The organism is Hymenobacter sp. YIM 151858-1 (assembly GCF_025979705.1).
In the GTDB taxonomy this organism is placed as follows: domain Bacteria; phylum Bacteroidota; class Bacteroidia; order Cytophagales; family Hymenobacteraceae; genus Solirubrum.
The window spans coordinates 1,418,865-1,433,879 of record NZ_CP110136.1; the positions used below are offsets into that span (position 1 = coordinate 1,418,865).

12 protein-coding genes are annotated in these 15,015 nt (G+C 60.1%); 8 read left to right on the forward strand and 4 right to left on the reverse strand.

The genetic code is table 11. The annotated features are described in order from the left end of the window. Window positions 1-2 precede the first annotated feature (2 nt). Complete coding sequence (locus OIS50_RS06315; RefSeq protein ID WP_264693474.1) at window positions 3-2,633, reverse strand: TonB-dependent receptor; 2,631 nt, start codon at window positions 2,631-2,633, stop codon at window positions 3-5. Window positions 2,634-2,865: 232 nt separating this feature from the next. Between OIS50_RS06315 and OIS50_RS06320 the strand changes: the two genes are divergently transcribed. After that, complete coding sequence (locus tag OIS50_RS06320) at window positions 2,866-3,228, forward strand: Plug domain-containing protein (RefSeq protein ID WP_264693475.1); 363 nt, start codon at window positions 2,866-2,868, stop codon at window positions 3,226-3,228. Window positions 3,229-3,295: 67 nt separating this feature from the next. On the opposite strand, the gene porX is transcribed toward OIS50_RS06320, so the two are convergent. Next, window positions 3,296-4,867 (reverse strand): T9SS response regulator signal transducer PorX, encoded by a 1,572-nt coding sequence (porX, locus tag OIS50_RS06325; RefSeq protein WP_264693476.1) that lies wholly within the window; start codon window positions 4,865-4,867, stop codon window positions 3,296-3,298. A 463-nt stretch (window positions 4,868-5,330) separates the two neighbouring features. Here porX and OIS50_RS06330 point away from each other — a divergent pair, with 463 nt between their 5' ends. The 7 genes from OIS50_RS06330 (at window position 5,331) to OIS50_RS06360 (ending at window position 13,154) form a co-directional block, all read left to right on the forward strand. Then, window positions 5,331-6,563, forward strand: coding sequence for an HD domain-containing protein (locus OIS50_RS06330; RefSeq protein ID WP_264693477.1), 1,233 nt, complete (start codon window positions 5,331-5,333; stop codon window positions 6,561-6,563). A gap of 85 nt (window positions 6,564-6,648) precedes the next feature. Continuing rightward, window positions 6,649-8,460: a hypothetical protein gene (locus tag OIS50_RS06335; protein ID WP_264693478.1), complete on the forward strand. Its 1,812-nt coding sequence runs from the start codon at window positions 6,649-6,651 to the stop codon at window positions 8,458-8,460. A 23-nt stretch (window positions 8,461-8,483) separates the two neighbouring features. After that, window positions 8,484-9,533, forward strand: coding sequence for a UDP-3-O-(3-hydroxymyristoyl)glucosamine N-acyltransferase (lpxD, locus tag OIS50_RS06340; protein ID WP_264693479.1), 1,050 nt, complete (start codon window positions 8,484-8,486; stop codon window positions 9,531-9,533). 122 nt (window positions 9,534-9,655) lie between these two features. After that, a complete protein-coding gene (locus OIS50_RS06345) occupies window positions 9,656-11,050 on the forward strand; it encodes a bifunctional UDP-3-O-[3-hydroxymyristoyl] N-acetylglucosamine deacetylase/3-hydroxyacyl-ACP dehydratase (RefSeq protein WP_264693480.1) in 1,395 nt (464 codons plus the stop codon). Between the two features lie 109 nt (window positions 11,051-11,159). Beyond that, entirely contained in the window at window positions 11,160-11,957 is a 798-nt protein-coding gene (lpxA, locus tag OIS50_RS06350; protein ID WP_264693481.1) for an acyl-ACP--UDP-N-acetylglucosamine O-acyltransferase, read from the forward strand. Continuing rightward, window positions 11,947-12,573, forward strand: coding sequence for an ABC transporter ATP-binding protein (locus OIS50_RS06355; protein ID WP_264693482.1), 627 nt, complete (start codon window positions 11,947-11,949; stop codon window positions 12,571-12,573). The genes lpxA and OIS50_RS06355 overlap by 11 nt, the downstream gene beginning before the upstream one ends. A gap of 203 nt (window positions 12,574-12,776) precedes the next feature. Next, complete coding sequence (locus OIS50_RS06360) at window positions 12,777-13,154, forward strand: hypothetical protein (protein ID WP_264693483.1); 378 nt, start codon at window positions 12,777-12,779, stop codon at window positions 13,152-13,154. Between the two features lie 160 nt (window positions 13,155-13,314). Here OIS50_RS06360 and OIS50_RS06365 read toward each other — a convergent pair whose 3' ends face one another. Continuing rightward, window positions 13,315-14,082, reverse strand: a complete 768-nt coding sequence (locus OIS50_RS06365) for a DUF4197 domain-containing protein (RefSeq protein WP_264693484.1) — start codon at window positions 14,080-14,082, stop codon at window positions 13,315-13,317. Between the two features lie 91 nt (window positions 14,083-14,173). Further along, window positions 14,174-15,004: a DUF4197 domain-containing protein gene (locus OIS50_RS06370; RefSeq protein ID WP_264693485.1), complete on the reverse strand. Its 831-nt coding sequence runs from the start codon at window positions 15,002-15,004 to the stop codon at window positions 14,174-14,176. Window positions 15,005-15,015 lie beyond the last annotated feature (11 nt).

Below are 15,015 nucleotides of genomic sequence, written 5' to 3' on the forward strand. Positions count from 1 at the left end.
GCTTAGTTGATTCCGTAGCTGATGGCAGCGTAGTACAAGCCGCCCACGCTTGGCCCGCCCAAAAACGACACGTAGTACCGATTAAGCAAATTGGTGGCGCCTACCTTCAGGCGTACGTTGGGTTTTTGTGCTTGGTAGGTTAGCTGCGCATCAAGAGTGGCGTAAGCCGGCACCGTGCCGGTTACCAGAAAAGTTTGCGAGTAGTAGCTCGCCTGCCAGCGGTAGTTCAGGCCGAAGCCTAGGCCGCGGTAGGCGTTTTCGTTGCCCAAGCTCAGGTTGTAAATCCAGCGCGGGGTGTTGAAGCCGTCCTCCAGCCCGTCGCCCGATTCAATGCGGTCGAGGCGGGCGTAGGTAAGGTTGGCACCGGCCAGGTAGCCGCCCGGCAGCTCGTAGCGCCCGCCCGCCGAGCCGCCGTAGTTGTACACTTGGGTTTGCGAGTTGGTCCAGAGGCGGTAGCGGTTTTGGGTCGCGCGGTTGCTGAGGTAAATCGCGGCCGAATCGGGGTTGTTGGTTTTGGGCACGTAGGCCTCCACTTGCGCAATAAAATCGCGGTAGCGGTTGTAGTAAAAGTCGACATCGAGCAGCAGCCGGCCTTGGGGCAGCAGCGCAGCTTTGTAGCCCAGCTCGAGCGAACGGATATGCTCGGGCCGCAGGTACGTGTACGGGTTGCGGCGCAGCAACCCTTTGTTGTTTTCGATGGCTACGCGGCGCTTTTCGGCGGCCGGCGCCGGGCTGGTGTTAGCATTTACCGCGGCCGTAACGGCGGCGTTGAATGCATCGATGCTGCTGCGCAGGTAGCTGTTCTCAAACACGCCATCCGACATTACGCGCAACCCGCCAATGCGCTTCACCTGCCCGCTGTTTACGTTCGAAAACCCCTCGAACAAACTCGGAAAACGGTAGCCGCTCTGGTAGCTTACCCGGAAGTTGTGCTGCTGCGTGGGCGACATTACCGCCGTAAATCGCGGGTTCAGGCGCAAGCTGAAGTAGTCGTTTTTGTCGACGCGCAGTGTGGCCGTTAGCCGCACGGCATCGCGCCACAACCGGGCGCCGCCTTGCACAAAGCCACCCGTTTTGCGGTAAGTGAGGTTGCTGAACTGATCTTTTTTTGGATCGGGGTTGATGAAGTAATTGCTATCGGGCACGATAATGTAGGTGCGGTGGTCGAGCCCGGCGCGCAGGTCAAGGAATGCTGGCAGGCGCGGCAGCAGGTTGTTGTGCAAGGCGCGCCCTAGGTCGGCTTGGGCTTCGGCGTGCAGCAGATCGGCCCGCACGCGGAGGGCCGCGCCTTGGTCCCAGTTGTTAATGTCTTGCAGCTCGCGCAGCTTTTGCCGAAAGGCCTCGGTGCCCGGTTGCAAGCGGCCGGCATCGGCCTCGGCGCGGGCCGTGGCGTGGGCTTCGGCTACCGATTGGCCGGTTTGCACGGCCGCGTTCCAGGCAGCGGTGTAGTCGCGGTTCCACTGGGCATCGGGCTTGTAGCTGCGGTCGAGGTTTTCGGCCATGCTGCGCAGGTTGTAGCTACGGCCGGTGTTTTCGCGCGTCAGGTAAGCCCGGGCTTGCACAATGGGCGTTGTGAGGACCAGCGCGTGTTGCTGCAGTACGTAATCCTGCAGCCGAAAGCGGTTCGAGCGTTGGTACACATTGTCCAGCTCGGCTACGCGGTAGGTATAGGCCAGCTCGGTGCGGGCGTTTGGCCGAAAGTGCAGCGCCGCGTCGGCTTTCAGGTTGCGCAGGCGGTAGTCCACCACGTCTTTTTCGAGGTAGCCAGTGCGCGCCACCGCGTAGCTTTTGCCGCCTAGGCTCAAGGTGTTCCTATTCGACGACTCGTTGCCGTAGCCGTTCACGGGGTCGTAGGCGGGGTTGGTGGGGCCGCCGGACAGCCCGGCCGTGGCGTTGCCCTGCGGGTACAGGTCGGTTTGATCGTTGGCTATCCAATCGTAGCCGCGGGTATAGGTGCCGTTAAGCTTAAAGGCCCACCGGGCACCTAGGGCCCGGGCGTAGCGCAGGCTAGTTTCGGAGTACAGCTTGGCCGCGCTGCTGGCATCGCCTAGATGGTTGACGCCGGTTTTCTGCTGTAGGCTCAGTCCTTCGGAGGTGAAAGGATTTTTGGTGCTGAAGTTGGCCAGCCCGTTGATGGCGTTCAGCCCGTAAAGCGCCGCAGCCGTGCCGGGCACAATTTCCACGCTAGCCACATCCAGGTCGCTCGGACCTAGGGCGTTGCCGATAGGTCCGCCGATGTGTGGTGCCTGGTTGTCGATGCCATCTACCAGTTGCGCAAACCGCACGTTGGTGGTGTTGGCAAAGCCCCGGGCGTTTATCACCTTAAACCCAAGGCTGGGCGTAATCACCTGCACGCTCTTCACATTCTCTATGGCCTCGAAAAACGACGGAGCCGGCGCCAGGCGCAGGTCGCGGGCGCCAAGCTTCTCCACCGTCACCGGCGACTTCAGCAGGCTCTCCTCTACCCTCGACGCCGCTACCACCACTTCACCTAGGGCAATGTGCCGGCGGGTGGTGTCGGGTGCGGTGCCTTTGGCTGGCTCTACTGTTTGCGCTTCAGCAACTCGTAAAGGCCAAGGCGCCAGCAAGCAAGCTGCGGCTACAGGCCAAAACAGGTGTAAAGGTTTCTTCATAAGAAGCTAGCTCCTAGGTGCTGAATGCGGCTGCCGCACATGGGCAAGTCATATGATCGGAAAAAGCCCCAATTGATATGCAACGGTGCACTAAAGAAGGCTTCGGGTTATCAATTGAGTTATTCCTTCCAGGCAACAATACAGCCCTCATTTCAATTAAAGCCAGTGGCCAGCTTATGCAATTATGTCTCCCGATGCATCCATTGGTTAAATCAACCTATCAGCCAGTGTAATGAAAATTTCAACCGCACGGAGTACTCTCCGTTCCAAAATACACCTGCTGTTAGCGGCAACTCTCAGCTTATCCGGATCAGCAACTGCACAGCGCCTCATTGCGGCACCTCAGCAGGACTCAGTCCGAAAAGCTGGTCTTAAAATGATCAGCGCCAGCACAATCAACCCGGGTACAGAGCCTTTGTATATCCTCGACGGCCGCACTATTTCAGCCGAAAAATTCAAGCTCCTCAACCCCGACGGATTCAAGCGTATACGTGTACTGCACGGACCCAGCGCAACAGCCCTTTACGGCACCCGTGCCATCAACGGAGCCGTGCTGGTTACTTCTAAAAAGCAAAGGCATTTAAGAATGCGATAATACTGACGCCAACAAAAAGGGCCGGCTACATACGTAGCCGGCCCTTTTGCTTGAAACACGTTTTGCCTTACGCGCCCTTCGGCGAAAGCGTGATGTACGGAATGATAACTTCCTCCAGCGAGATACCGCCGTGCTGGAAGGTATCCTTGTAGAAGTTGACGTAGTAGTTGTAGTTGTTGGGGTAGGCGAAGAAGTAGTCGCCCAGGGTAAATACGTACGCCGTCGACACGTTTTCGCGGGGCAGAAACACGCGCTCGGGCTTGCGCACCACGTACACGTCGCGCGACTCATCGAAGCCCAGGTTTTTGCCGTGCTTGTAGCGCAGGTTGGTGTTGGTGTTCCGGTCGCCCACAATCTTGTAGGGGCGCTTGCAGCGGATGGTGCCGTGGTCGGTGGTGATGATGAGCTTGCCTTTTTTGTCGGCAATCTGCTGCAGCATCTCGTACAGCGGCGAGTGCAGGAACCACGAGCGGGTAATGCTGCGGTACGCCGATTCGTCGGCGGCTAGCTCCCGGATCATGGCCATGTCGGTGCGGGCGTGCGAAAGCATGTCCACGAAATTGTAGACGATGACGTTCAGCTTATAATTGTTGTGCAGGTTGGCCATTTTGCCCAGCAAATCCTTGCCGGCCTGCAGGTTGGTTACCTTGTTGTAGCTGTACTTGTGCTTCTGGTTGGCCCGCTGAAACATGATTTCCATGAACTCGGCCTCGTGCAGGTTCTTGCCCTCGTCGTCGTCGTCCCACACCCACAGGTTGGGGTACTTCTTCTGGATTTCGCCCGGCATCATGCCCGAGAAAATGGCGTTGCGAGCGTACGCCGTGGTGGTAGGCAGAATGGAGTAGTACATCTCCTCCTGATCTACCGTGAACATTTCAGCGATAATAGGCTCGAGCACCTTCCACTGGTCGTAGCGCAGGTTGTCGATGAGCACGAAGTACACGGGCTGGTCGCCGGTTTCCTTGAGCAGCGGAAACACGCGCTCTTTAAAGAGCTGGTGCGACATCAGCGGCGCGTCGTCCGACTCGTTGTTTACCCACTCCTCGTAGTTCTCCGTGATGAAGCGCCCGAAGTAGGTGTTGGCCTCGTCTTTCTGCATGTTGAAGACGTCGGCCATGCTCTTGCCCTCCGTCTCGTTTATTTCCAGCTCCCAGTATACCAGCTTCTTGTACACATCGGCCCACTCCGAGGGCGAGAGGCGGTCGGAAAGCTGCATGCCCAGCTGGCGGAAATCGCGCTGGTACGAGCTGTTGGTTTTCTCCGATACCAGGCGGTTGTAATCGAGCACCTTTTTCACCGACAGCAGAATCTGGTTCGGGTTCACGGGCTTGATCAGGTAATCGGCAATCTTCGAGCCGATGGCCTCCTCCATGATGTGCTCCTCCTCGCTTTTGGTAATCATGATTACCGGCAAGGTGGGCCGCGCCGCTTTAATCTCCGACAGCGCTTCGAGGCCCGTAATGCCGGGCATGTTCTCGTCGAGGAACACCAGGTCGTAGTTCTGCGCCTGCACCTCTTCAATGGCATCGGCGCCGGAGTTCACCCCGGTTACGTCGTAGCCGCGCTCCTTCAGAAACAGGATGTGCGGTTTTAACAGATCGATTTCGTCGTCGGCCCAGAGGATATTGTAGCGTTGCATGCAGTTGTTTTCAAGTGTGGTTTGTGAGGGCCAGCCGGCCCGGTGCGGCACGAATGCGCAAAGCCCCTAGGGCAGCTTGCACCGCGCAACCTAACGCATAGTGGCGTATTAATGATACAGTCGCTGAGGCGCTGCAGTGGGTTGCTCTAAGCTTAGCTAACCACGATTGGCGCCTAAGGGTTGCATTGCCAATGTGTTGGACCAACAGCCAAGCCCAAAGTTTACTCGGCAGCTGCCTCGAAAATTAGCCTTGCCATATGCTTGCCAAGGGCCCTAGGTGCTTCGGCAAGGGCTTGGCTCCGGCAAGCCCTGGGGGCTTTTGCCACCTAGGGTTGCGTAGGCAATGGCCGCTTGCAACGAGCAGCAGCGTTCCTGAAAAATGAATGAGCGCAGCCCTTCGCCGCGTATTTGCGTTAGGTATGCCGTACTTTTCGCCGGCTATTCCGGTCCTTCCTCCTGCTGCGTGAACAAGCGTAAAATTCTCAACGACCCCGTTTACGGGTTTGTATCGGTACCCACCGACCTGATCTTCGACCTTATCGAACACCGCTATTTCCAGCGGTTACGCCGCATTAAGCAGCTGGGCCTGACCGATTTTGTGTACCCCGGCGCCCTGCATACGCGCTTTCACCACGCCCTGGGTGCCATGCACCTGATGTCGCTGGCCCTGCGCACCCTCAAAGACAAAGGCGTACGCATCACGGCGCAGGAGGGCGAGGCAGCCCAAATAGCCATTCTGCTGCACGACATTGGCCACGGCCCCCTCTCCCACGCCCTCGAGCACGCCCTGTTCGAGGATGTGCCGCACGAGCAGATTTCCTTGCACCTTATGGAGCTGCTGAACGTGGAGTTTGAGGGGCGTCTGCAGCTGGCCATCGATATCTTCCGGGGTACCTACCCGCGGCCGTTCTTCCATCAGCTGGTAAGCAGCCAGCTCGATATGGACCGCCTCGACTACCTCAACCGCGACTCGTTTTACTCCGGCGTAAAAGAGGGCCAGCCCGGGGCCGACCGCCTCATCAAGATGCTCACCGTGAGCCCCGACGAGCGTTTGGTGCTGGAGGAAAAAGCCGTGTACAGCATCGAAAATTTCCTGGTGAGCCGCCGCGTGATGTACTGGCAGGTGTACATGCACAAAGCCGTCACGTCGGCCGAGCAAATGGTTATTCGCATCATGGAGCGGGCCCGCGACCTGGCCCGCGCCGGGGTGCAGGTACCGGCCTCGCCCGAGCTGGGGTATTTTTTGGCCAGCCCTGTGCAGATGCTCGACTTCGAGCAGGATGCCAGCATCATTCAGCGCTTCGTACGCCTTGATGACGTGGATATTTGGGCCGCGGTGAAAGTATGGGCATCCCATCCCGATTTCGTGCTGTCCTTCCTGGCGCACAGCCTGCTCGAGCGGCATTTGTTTAAAATCACCTTGTCCTCGGAGCCCATTGATGAGGATTTGCGCCTAGGTGTGGTGGAGCTGATTGCCGAGCATTTCCGGCTGCCCATGAACGAGGCCGCCCAGCTCATGATAGAAGGGCGCATCAGCAACAACGCCTACGACGCCGGCGGCGACACCATTAATGTGCTTACCAAGCGCGGCCATGTGATTGACGTAGCCGAGGCATCGGATTTGCCAAACATCCGCTCGCTCAGCAAGCGCGTCGAAAAGTACTACGTCTGCTACCCCAAGGAAATAACCTCGTAGCGCCGCCGCGCGGCGGGTAAGCCGCGCGTGGCTAGCTTTGGTCGCTCCTCGGAGCGCCTATTTGGCGCCGCCGTGCCCAAAACCTATGCGTTTCGCTTTCCCCAAACCCGACACGGCTTCGGCCCCTACCATTGCCCCCGGTGCGCAGCCAGGCCTGCATTCGCCGGGGGCGCTGGCGTTGTTTTTTTTGCTGCTTAGCGCGGGCCTTTTGCTGCTGTATGGCCCCACCTCGGGCGCCGAGCTGCAGGCATTGCGCAGCGTGCTATACGGCCGCAACGAAATGCCCGAGTTTGTGCTGCAGGCTACGCCCGCGCGGCTGGCTGTGCTGCGCGCCGTGTTGGCCGGGGCCACTGCGTTGGCCGCTGGCGTGTTGCTGCAGTGCGGGCGGGCGGGCCGGCTTCTGCCCGAGCTTAGGCACCTAGGGCTGGCGCTGCGCCGGTTGCTCGCGGGCCTGGCCGAAACCGTACGGGCGCTATCGGGCGCCGAGCGGCTGGTGGCTGCGCTGCTGCTCGCGGGCCTGCTGGCATTGCGCATCCATTACCTGCGCGTGCACGCCCTAGGCACCGACGAAATAGCCACCTACGACTACTTTGTACGGGGCGGCCCGCTGGCCATTACGGGCTTCTATCCCATCCCCAACAACCACGTGCTGTTCAGCCTGCTCAGCTACCCGCTCGTGGGGCTCGGCATCCGGCACGATGTGCTGGTGCTGCGCTTGCCCACCTTGCTGATCAGCAGTGCCGGCACCGTGCTGCTGTACGCCATGCTGGCGCGGGTGCTCACCTTTCGGGTGGCTACGCTGGCCGTGGGGCTGTTTTGCCTGGCCCCGTTGGCGCTGTACTATTCGGTAGCGGGCCGCGGCTATTTTTTGCTGGTGAACCTGGCGGCCGGGCAGTTTTTTGCCATGCTGGCCGTGCTGCATTACTCGCATTACCAGCGGCTGGGCTGGCTGGCGTTTGTGATGCTGGGCGTGCTGGGCCTCTACACCATTCCTACCTACGCCTATGTGCTGGTGTCGGTGGGAGGCTGGCTGGCGCTGAGCTTCGGGGCTGCGCGCCGGTGGCGGGCCCTAGGTGCTTTGGCCACGGCGGCCGGCCTGATCGGCGCCGGAGCCGCGCTGGCCTACGCGCCCATTGTGTGCGTATCGGGGCTGCCGGCCCTCACGGCCAACCAGTACATTGCCCCGCAAACCCAGGCCGAGTTTTGGGGCGCGTACGGGGCTTTTCTGCTGAAGCCCGCGCGCGAGCTGTTCGGCCACGACACCCTCGCCGACGAGCTGTTTATTGGGGCAGTGCTGGCGTGCCTGCTCTCGTTGCGCTGGTTGCCCGCCCGGTGGCGCCGCGTGGGGGCGCCATGCCTGTTCGTGGTACTGCTGCCCTTCGTGCTGATGCCGCTGCAGCGCGTGTACGCGCCCTCGCGGGTGCTGCTCTACGCCTCGTTGTTTTTCTTCGTGGCGGCGGTGCTGGCTGGTGAGTGGGTGCTGCTTCGGTTGCGCCTGGCCGCCCGTACCGGCTGGGCGCTAGGGCTGCTGTTGCTGGCGGGCTACGCGTGGTTTCAGGTGGTGCATTTCCGGCACCATATCGGCCGTGCTGCCCACACCGATGCCTACCTGCGCCGCGCCTATGCCTGGCTGCGGCCCCGGCAGCCGCAGCGGGTGTACTTTGCCGCACCGTTCCACAAACTATATTTCCATCACTACGCCACCATCGAGCAGTACCCGCTGCAGCTGTTCGAGGCCGCCTCGGCGCAGGGCCAGCAGTACGATTTTTTGGTGGTAGCGCACGATCAGCCGCCCGCCCCGCGCTGGGTGCGCGCCCCCGCCTACCGCCCCGTATACACCGACGCGGAGGTGACCATTTTCGCAGCGGGCCGAGCCGCCCCAAACCGGGCCAAGTAGATAATTCCCTACTTTTGCCGCCTATGGAATTCACGGTAGGCCAGATTGCGGGCATTTTGAACGGCACGGTAGAAGGTGATTCTGCCCTGCGCGTCGACCGGCTGGCAAAAATCGAAGAGGCCCGCACGGGCGCCGTGGCCTTTCTGGCCAACTCCAAGTACGAGCCCCATCTGTACACCACCGAAGCCTCGGCGGTTATCGTAAGCAAAACCCTCGAGCTCAAGCAGCCCGTGCACGCGGCCCTCATTCGGGTTGATGACCCTTACCTAGGGTTCACGATGCTGCTCGAGTTTTACCAGCAGTTCACGAGGGCTGGCAAGCGCGGCGTAGAGCAACCCTCGTTTGTGGGCCAGGGCTGTGAGCTAGGCGACGAGGGCTACCGCGGTGCTTTCTCCTACGTGGGCGAAAACTGCCAGATTGCCAAAGGTGTGCTGATTTTCCCGCACGCTACCATTGGCGACCGGGTGCGCATTGGCGAGGGCACCATCATCTACGCCGGTGCCAAAATCTACGCCGACACCGTTATCGGGGCGCGCTGTGTAATTCATGCCGGGGCCGTTATCGGCTCCGATGGTTTTGGCTTTGCCCCCCAACCCGATGGCTCGTACCGCCCTATTCCGCAGATCGGCAACGTGGTACTCGAAGACAACGTGAGCGTAGGTGCCAACGCCACCATCGACTGCGCCACCATGGGTTCGACCATCATCCGCGAAGGCAGCAAAATCGATAACCTCGTGCAAATTGCGCACAACGTGGAGGTGGGCCGCCACACCGTTATTGCCTCGCAAACAGGCATTTCGGGCTCCACTAAAATCGGCGACTTCTGCGTGCTGGCCGGGCAAACCGGCCTGGCCGGGCACCTTACGCTGGCCAACCGCACCACGGTTACGGCGCAGTCGGGCGTGGGCAAATCCATCAAAGAAGAAGGGCAGTTTCTGCAGGGTTCCCCCGCCTTCAATTTGCGCGACAGCCTGCGGGCCAATGCGGTTTTCAGGCACCTGCCCGAGCTGGAGCGCCGCCTCCTGGCGCTGGAACGCGCCCAGGCAAAGCCAGACGAGGCGGAAAAGTCATAGCTTTGCAGCGTCGGAGCTGTTAGCTGACAGCGGTTAGCTGTTAGCGTTTTTCGGTTTTCGCACAATCTGATTTCCCTAGCCCTTCAGCTCACAGCTAACGGCTGTCAGCTAACAGCTAACCCATGTTCGACAAACAGCATACGATTAAGGCCCCGGTTACCGTGAGCGGTGTGGGGCTGCATACGGGCGTGCAGGCTACCATGACCTTCTGCCCTGCTCCCGTAAACCACGGCTACAAGTTCCAGCGCATCGACCTAGAGGGCCAGCCCATCGTGGATGCCGACGTGGACAACGTGGTTGACCTTTCGCGCGGCACCACCATCGAGCAGAACGGTGCCCGCGTAAACACCGTGGAGCACACGCTGGCTGCCCTGGTTGGTTTGCAAATCGACAATGTACTGATTCAACTCGATGGCCCCGAGCCGCCCATCATGGATGGTTCGTCGCTGCCGTTTGTGGAAGCCTTGCAGGCCGTGGGCCTCGAAGAGCAGAACGCCCTGCGCAACTACTTCGAGATTCCCGACGAAATCCGCTTTGTCGACAATGCCCGCGGCGTGGAAATTGCCGCCCTGCCGCTGAACGATTACCGCGTAACGGTAATGGTTGACTACAACTCGCCGGTACTGGGCTCGCAGCACGCTTCGCTCACCAACATCGAGCAGTTTTCCGAAGAAATTGCGGCATCGCGCACCTTCTGCTTTCTGCACGAGCTCGAAGCCCTTTATAAGTCGAACCTGATTAAGGGCGGCGACCTGAGCAACGCCATTGTGGTGGTCGACCGCGTGGTGAGCGAAGAAGAGCTGGGCGACCTGGCTACCATGCTGGGCAAGCCCAAAGTGGCCGTCAAGAAGGAAGGCATCCTGAACAACGTAGACCTGCGCCACAAAAACGAGCCTGCCCGCCACAAGCTGCTCGACGTAGTGGGCGACCTGGCGTTGGTAGGCCGCCCCATCAAAGGCCAAATTCTGGCTGCCCGGCCCGGCCACGCGGCCAACGTGGCCTTTGCCAAGAAGATCAAGAAGAAAATGCAGGAGGTGGATACCTCGCCGGTGCCGCAGTACGATCCGTCGCGCCCGCCGGTAATGGACATCAACCAGATTGCCCAAACGCTGCCGCACCGTTACCCTTTCCTGCTCATCGACAAGATCATCCACCTGGATGGCACTACGGTAACGGGCGTGAAGAACGTGACGATGAACGAACAGTTCTTCACGGGGCACTTCCCGGGCAACCCCGTGATGCCGGGCGTGCTACAAATTGAGGCCATGGCCCAAACGGGCGGTATTCTGGTGCTGAACACCGTGCCCGACCCCGAGAACTACTGGACGTATTTCCTGGGCATCGAAAACTGCCGCTTCCGCCGCAAGGTTATCCCCGGCGACACCATCATTTTCAAGTGTCAGCTGGTTTCGCCGGTTAAGCGTGGTATCGCCAAAATGCGCGGCCAGGCTTTTGTAAATGGCAAAGTGGTAATGGAGGCAGAAATGTCGGCCAGCATTGTTCGGAAAGACGCTTAAACCAATTATCAATGATCAATGAACAATTTTCACCGAACGCAGAAGCCCGGAAATCCGGCCTAATCGTTGTTCGCTGATCATTGCTCATTGCTAATTGTTCATTGCATAAATGAATCAACCGCTCGCCTACATACACCCCGACGCGCGCATTGCGCAGAACGTGGTGGTCGAACCGTTTTCCACCATCGCGCAAGACGTAGAAATTGGGGAAGGCACCTGGATTGGCCCCAACGTCACGATTATGCCGGGGGCGCGCATCGGCAAAAACGTAAAGATTTTTCCGGGCGCAGTAATTTCGGCCATTCCGCAAGACCTGAAGTTTGCCGGCGAGAAAACCACGGCCCACATCGGCGATAATACCGTTATCCGCGAGTGCGTAACGATTAACCGCGGCACCATCGATCGGATGAAAACGGTGGTGGGCAGCAACTGCCTGCTGCAGGCCTACGTGCACATTGCCCACGACTGCTTTGTGGGCGACAACTGCATCCTATCGAATACCACGCAGCTGGCCGGCCACGTGGTGGTAGGCGATTGGGCCATCCTGGGTGGCACTTCGGCGGTGCACCAGTTTGTGCACATCGGGCAGCATGCCTTTATCGGTGGCGGCTCGTTGGTGCGCAAAGATGTGCCCCCGTTCATCAAAGTAGGTCGCGAACCCCTCACCTACGCCGGCGTGAATTCGGTTGGCCTGCGTCGCCGCGGGTTCAGCGAAGAGGCCATTCTTCAGATTCAGCAGTGCTTCCGCTTGCTCTTTATGAGCGGCCTGAACACCAGCGATGCGCTCGATAAGATTGAGTTGGAGCTGCTGCCCTCGCCCGAGCGCGACGAGGTGGTAAACTTCGTGCGCAACTCGAGCCGCGGCATTATCAAGGGCTACTCGCGCAACGGCAACAGTGCAGATTGAGGCCATCGGCCTGGGCAAACGCTTCGGCCGTGATTGGATCTTCCGTGAGCTGACGCACACGTTCAGCCCCGGCACTGCCACGGCATTGCTTGGGCCCAACGGAGCCGGCAAAAGCACGCTTTTGCAGGTACTGGCGGCCTATACCCTGCCCTCGGCCGGCGAGCTGCGCTTTAGCCTGCAAGGCCACCGGGTGCCGGCCGACGAGGTAGCCCGGCACCTAGGGCTGTGCGCCCCCTACCTGGAGCTGATTGAGGAGCTTACCCTGGCCGAGCTGGTGCATTTTCATACCCGGTTCCGGCCTTTGCGCGCCGGCATGTCGCCGGCGCAGCTCATCGACCTGATGCAGCTGCCGCACGCCCGCCACAAGCTGGTACGCGACTTTTCGTCGGGCATGAAGCAACGGGTAAAGCTGGCCTTAGCCTTGTATGCCGCTGCCCCGCTGCTGCTCCTCGACGAGCCCACTACCAACCTCGACCGGACGGGGGTGGCGTGGTACCACGAGCACGTGGCTGCTACCACGCCCAACCGCTTGGTGCTGGTAAGCTCGAACGTAGAAGAGGAGTACGCCTTTTGCCAGGCGCGGCTGCACGTAACGGACTTCGCCCCGCGCAAGTAGTTTCTTGCGGCCATTACGGCGTCCTTCCGGCTTTTGCTGCTTATCTTAGGATAAGTGCCTGCACGTTTCAACTCTTTTTTCTGCTAACTGCCAACCGCTTTCGGCTAACCCCGTAACCTGCACTTCTGAGCCTGCGTTTCCCGGCTCAATTAAAGCTGCTCCCTTATTTTTACCCCGCTCAACCCCATCAACTCACCGCTCTCATGAGAAGCTACGACGACCTCGACGACGATCTGTTCGATGATGACGACGAGCTTGATAGCTCCATCTCCAACAGCCGCCCCAGCAAGGGCAGCCGCAAAGGCGCTTCCCCGGAAGACTCGCTGGCGACGAAATATGCCGATTACCTGATGTGGCGCGACACCGGCTCGTCGCACGATGAGGCCCTTGATTTGGCCAGCCTCACCGAAGACGAATTTGCCGCTGCCGAAGCCCAGGAAGACCCCGAAGGCTCGGGCCGGTACGGCTCGGGTGGGTTCGACGATGACGAAGAATCCGGCGACCTGGACGACGACGACAGCTACGAGGCGCAGCGCCGCAGCCGCCGGGGCAACCGCGACTACGACGAAGACGAGTTTTAAGCCATACGCCTAGCCGTGCTACGGCACACGAAAAGGCCCGCCGGAACTGTGTTCCGGCGGGCCTTTTCGTTTTGAGACATGCTTGCGGTAAAGCGGGCTGAACTCCCACGCCTGTCCGCTCAGGTGCAAGCTCTAACTTTTGGGCTCTCACGGCTACATTCTAACTCCGCTTGCTGCCGAATACGCGCTTGAGCAGCTCGGTGGTGCGGGCTACAGGGTTTTCGCGGATGTTGGCTTCTTCTTGCGCAATCAGCGTGAACAGGCCATCGACGGCTTTTCCGGTGGCGTACTCGTTGAGGTTGGGATTGACGGGCTGAACCAGCGGAATCTGGTTGTAGCGCGTAACCAAGGCCGAGTAGTACCGGGTGGCGTTGGTTTGGTCGAGCGCCTGCTGCATAATGGGCGAAAATGCCGTTACCAGCTGCGTGGTGGTGGTACGCTTGAGGTACTGCGTGGCCGCGTCCTTCTCGCCCGACAGGATATTCCACACATCCTTAAAGGTCAGGCTCTTGATGGCCGAAACGAAAATAGGCTTGGCGCTGGTAGCCGCTTGCTCGGCCCCGCGGTTGAGGGCCAGCTCAAATCTATCTACTTCGGAGCCCAAACCCAGGCGGCGCATGGTGGTGGCTACGCGCTGGGCATCCTGCGGGAAGGGAATGCGGATCAGCTTGTTCAGGTAAAAACCGTCCTGCTTCGAGGCTTGGTCGGCTCCTTTGCTGATGCCTTGGGTTAGCGCCTCTTTCAGACCTAGGGCTGCCTCCTCCTGCGACAAGCCGCCGATTTTACCGCCGGTAGTGGTAGCAGGCTTGGGCAGCTGAATGGTGGTACCGCCAACCTTGGGCAGCTTAATCAGTTGTGCTTCGGCCGACGAGGTAGCACCTAGGGCAAAGCAGGCAGCCAAAAGGGTAACGTAGCGAGTGGTCTTCATAACGGAATAGCCAGTAAAGCGGCTCTGGATGCGGTAATGGCAGAAACCGGACCAAAGTTCAAGCGAGTTGATTGGCCGGCACGCCTGCTGATTAACGCGACCCGAACACGCGCTGCAATGAGGCCGTGGTGCGGGCCGATGCGTTCAGCCGAATGCGGCTTTCCTCATCGGCAATTAGCGTGTAAATGCCTTCGGTGATGCCGCCCGTGGCGTAAGTGGTGAGGTCGGTGCTGATGGGCGTTACGAGCGGCACCTTTTTGTAGCGCAGCATTAGCTCGCCGTAGAGTTGCTTGGCGCCGGTTTGCTCCAGGGCCGCGGCCACCAGGGGCTTTAGCTCCTCCTGTACCTGCGCGGCGGTTTGCTGCTTGAGCAATTGCGCGGCCGCGCGGCCTTCGCGGGAGTTTACCAGGGCCAGCGCATCGGCAATGGCCAGGCGCTGCAGGGCGTTGTTGAAGATGGCAGCGGTTTGCGGATTGGCGGCTACGCTTTCGGCGCTGCGGTTTAGCAGCACCTCGAACTTATCGATGACCGCCCCCATGCGCAGGCCGCGCAGGGTGGTGGCTACCAGCTCGGCCTCAGGCGGAAAACCCAGCCGCACATCGGGGTTGGTATTGAAACCGTCGGCTTGCCCGCCGGCTTCGAGGCCGCGCGTAATGCTAACGGACAGGGCCTCGCGCACGCCGGCCGTTGCTTCCTCCGCCGTTAGCGGTGCGGGGGCAGGTGCAGTCGGAGCCTTGGTGGTAGCGGCCACCTTGGTAGAGGTGGTTTTGGTAACTGCCGGCTTTGCGGTGGTTTTCGCAGCGGGCTTTTTGGTGGTTGTGGTCGTTTTTTTGGTAGTAGTGGTTTTGGTTTGGGCCGAAGCGGCCGGGGCGGCCATCAGGCCCACGGCCAGGGCCAGAAACGTAAAGCGAGAAGCTGACATGCGCAGAAATG

Coding starts and splice junctions, on each gene's coding strand:
- OIS50_RS06315 (WP_264693474.1), bottom strand. CDS start 2,633: ATGAAGAAACCTTTACACCTGTTTTGGCCTGTAGCCGCAGCTTGCTTG.
- OIS50_RS06320 (WP_264693475.1), top strand. CDS start 2,866: ATGAAAATTTCAACCGCACGGAGTACTCTCCGTTCCAAAATACACCTG.
- porX (WP_264693476.1), bottom strand. CDS start 4,867: ATGCAACGCTACAATATCCTCTGGGCCGACGACGAAATCGATCTGTTA.
- OIS50_RS06335 (WP_264693478.1), top strand. CDS start 6,649: ATGCGTTTCGCTTTCCCCAAACCCGACACGGCTTCGGCCCCTACCATT.
- lpxD (WP_264693479.1), top strand. CDS start 8,484: ATGGAATTCACGGTAGGCCAGATTGCGGGCATTTTGAACGGCACGGTA.
- OIS50_RS06345 (WP_264693480.1), top strand. CDS start 9,656: ATGTTCGACAAACAGCATACGATTAAGGCCCCGGTTACCGTGAGCGGT.
- lpxA (WP_264693481.1), top strand. CDS start 11,160: ATGAATCAACCGCTCGCCTACATACACCCCGACGCGCGCATTGCGCAG.
- OIS50_RS06360 (WP_264693483.1), top strand. CDS start 12,777: ATGAGAAGCTACGACGACCTCGACGACGATCTGTTCGATGATGACGAC.
- OIS50_RS06365 (WP_264693484.1), bottom strand. CDS start 14,082: ATGAAGACCACTCGCTACGTTACCCTTTTGGCTGCCTGCTTTGCCCTA.
- OIS50_RS06370 (WP_264693485.1), bottom strand. CDS start 15,004: ATGTCAGCTTCTCGCTTTACGTTTCTGGCCCTGGCCGTGGGCCTGATG.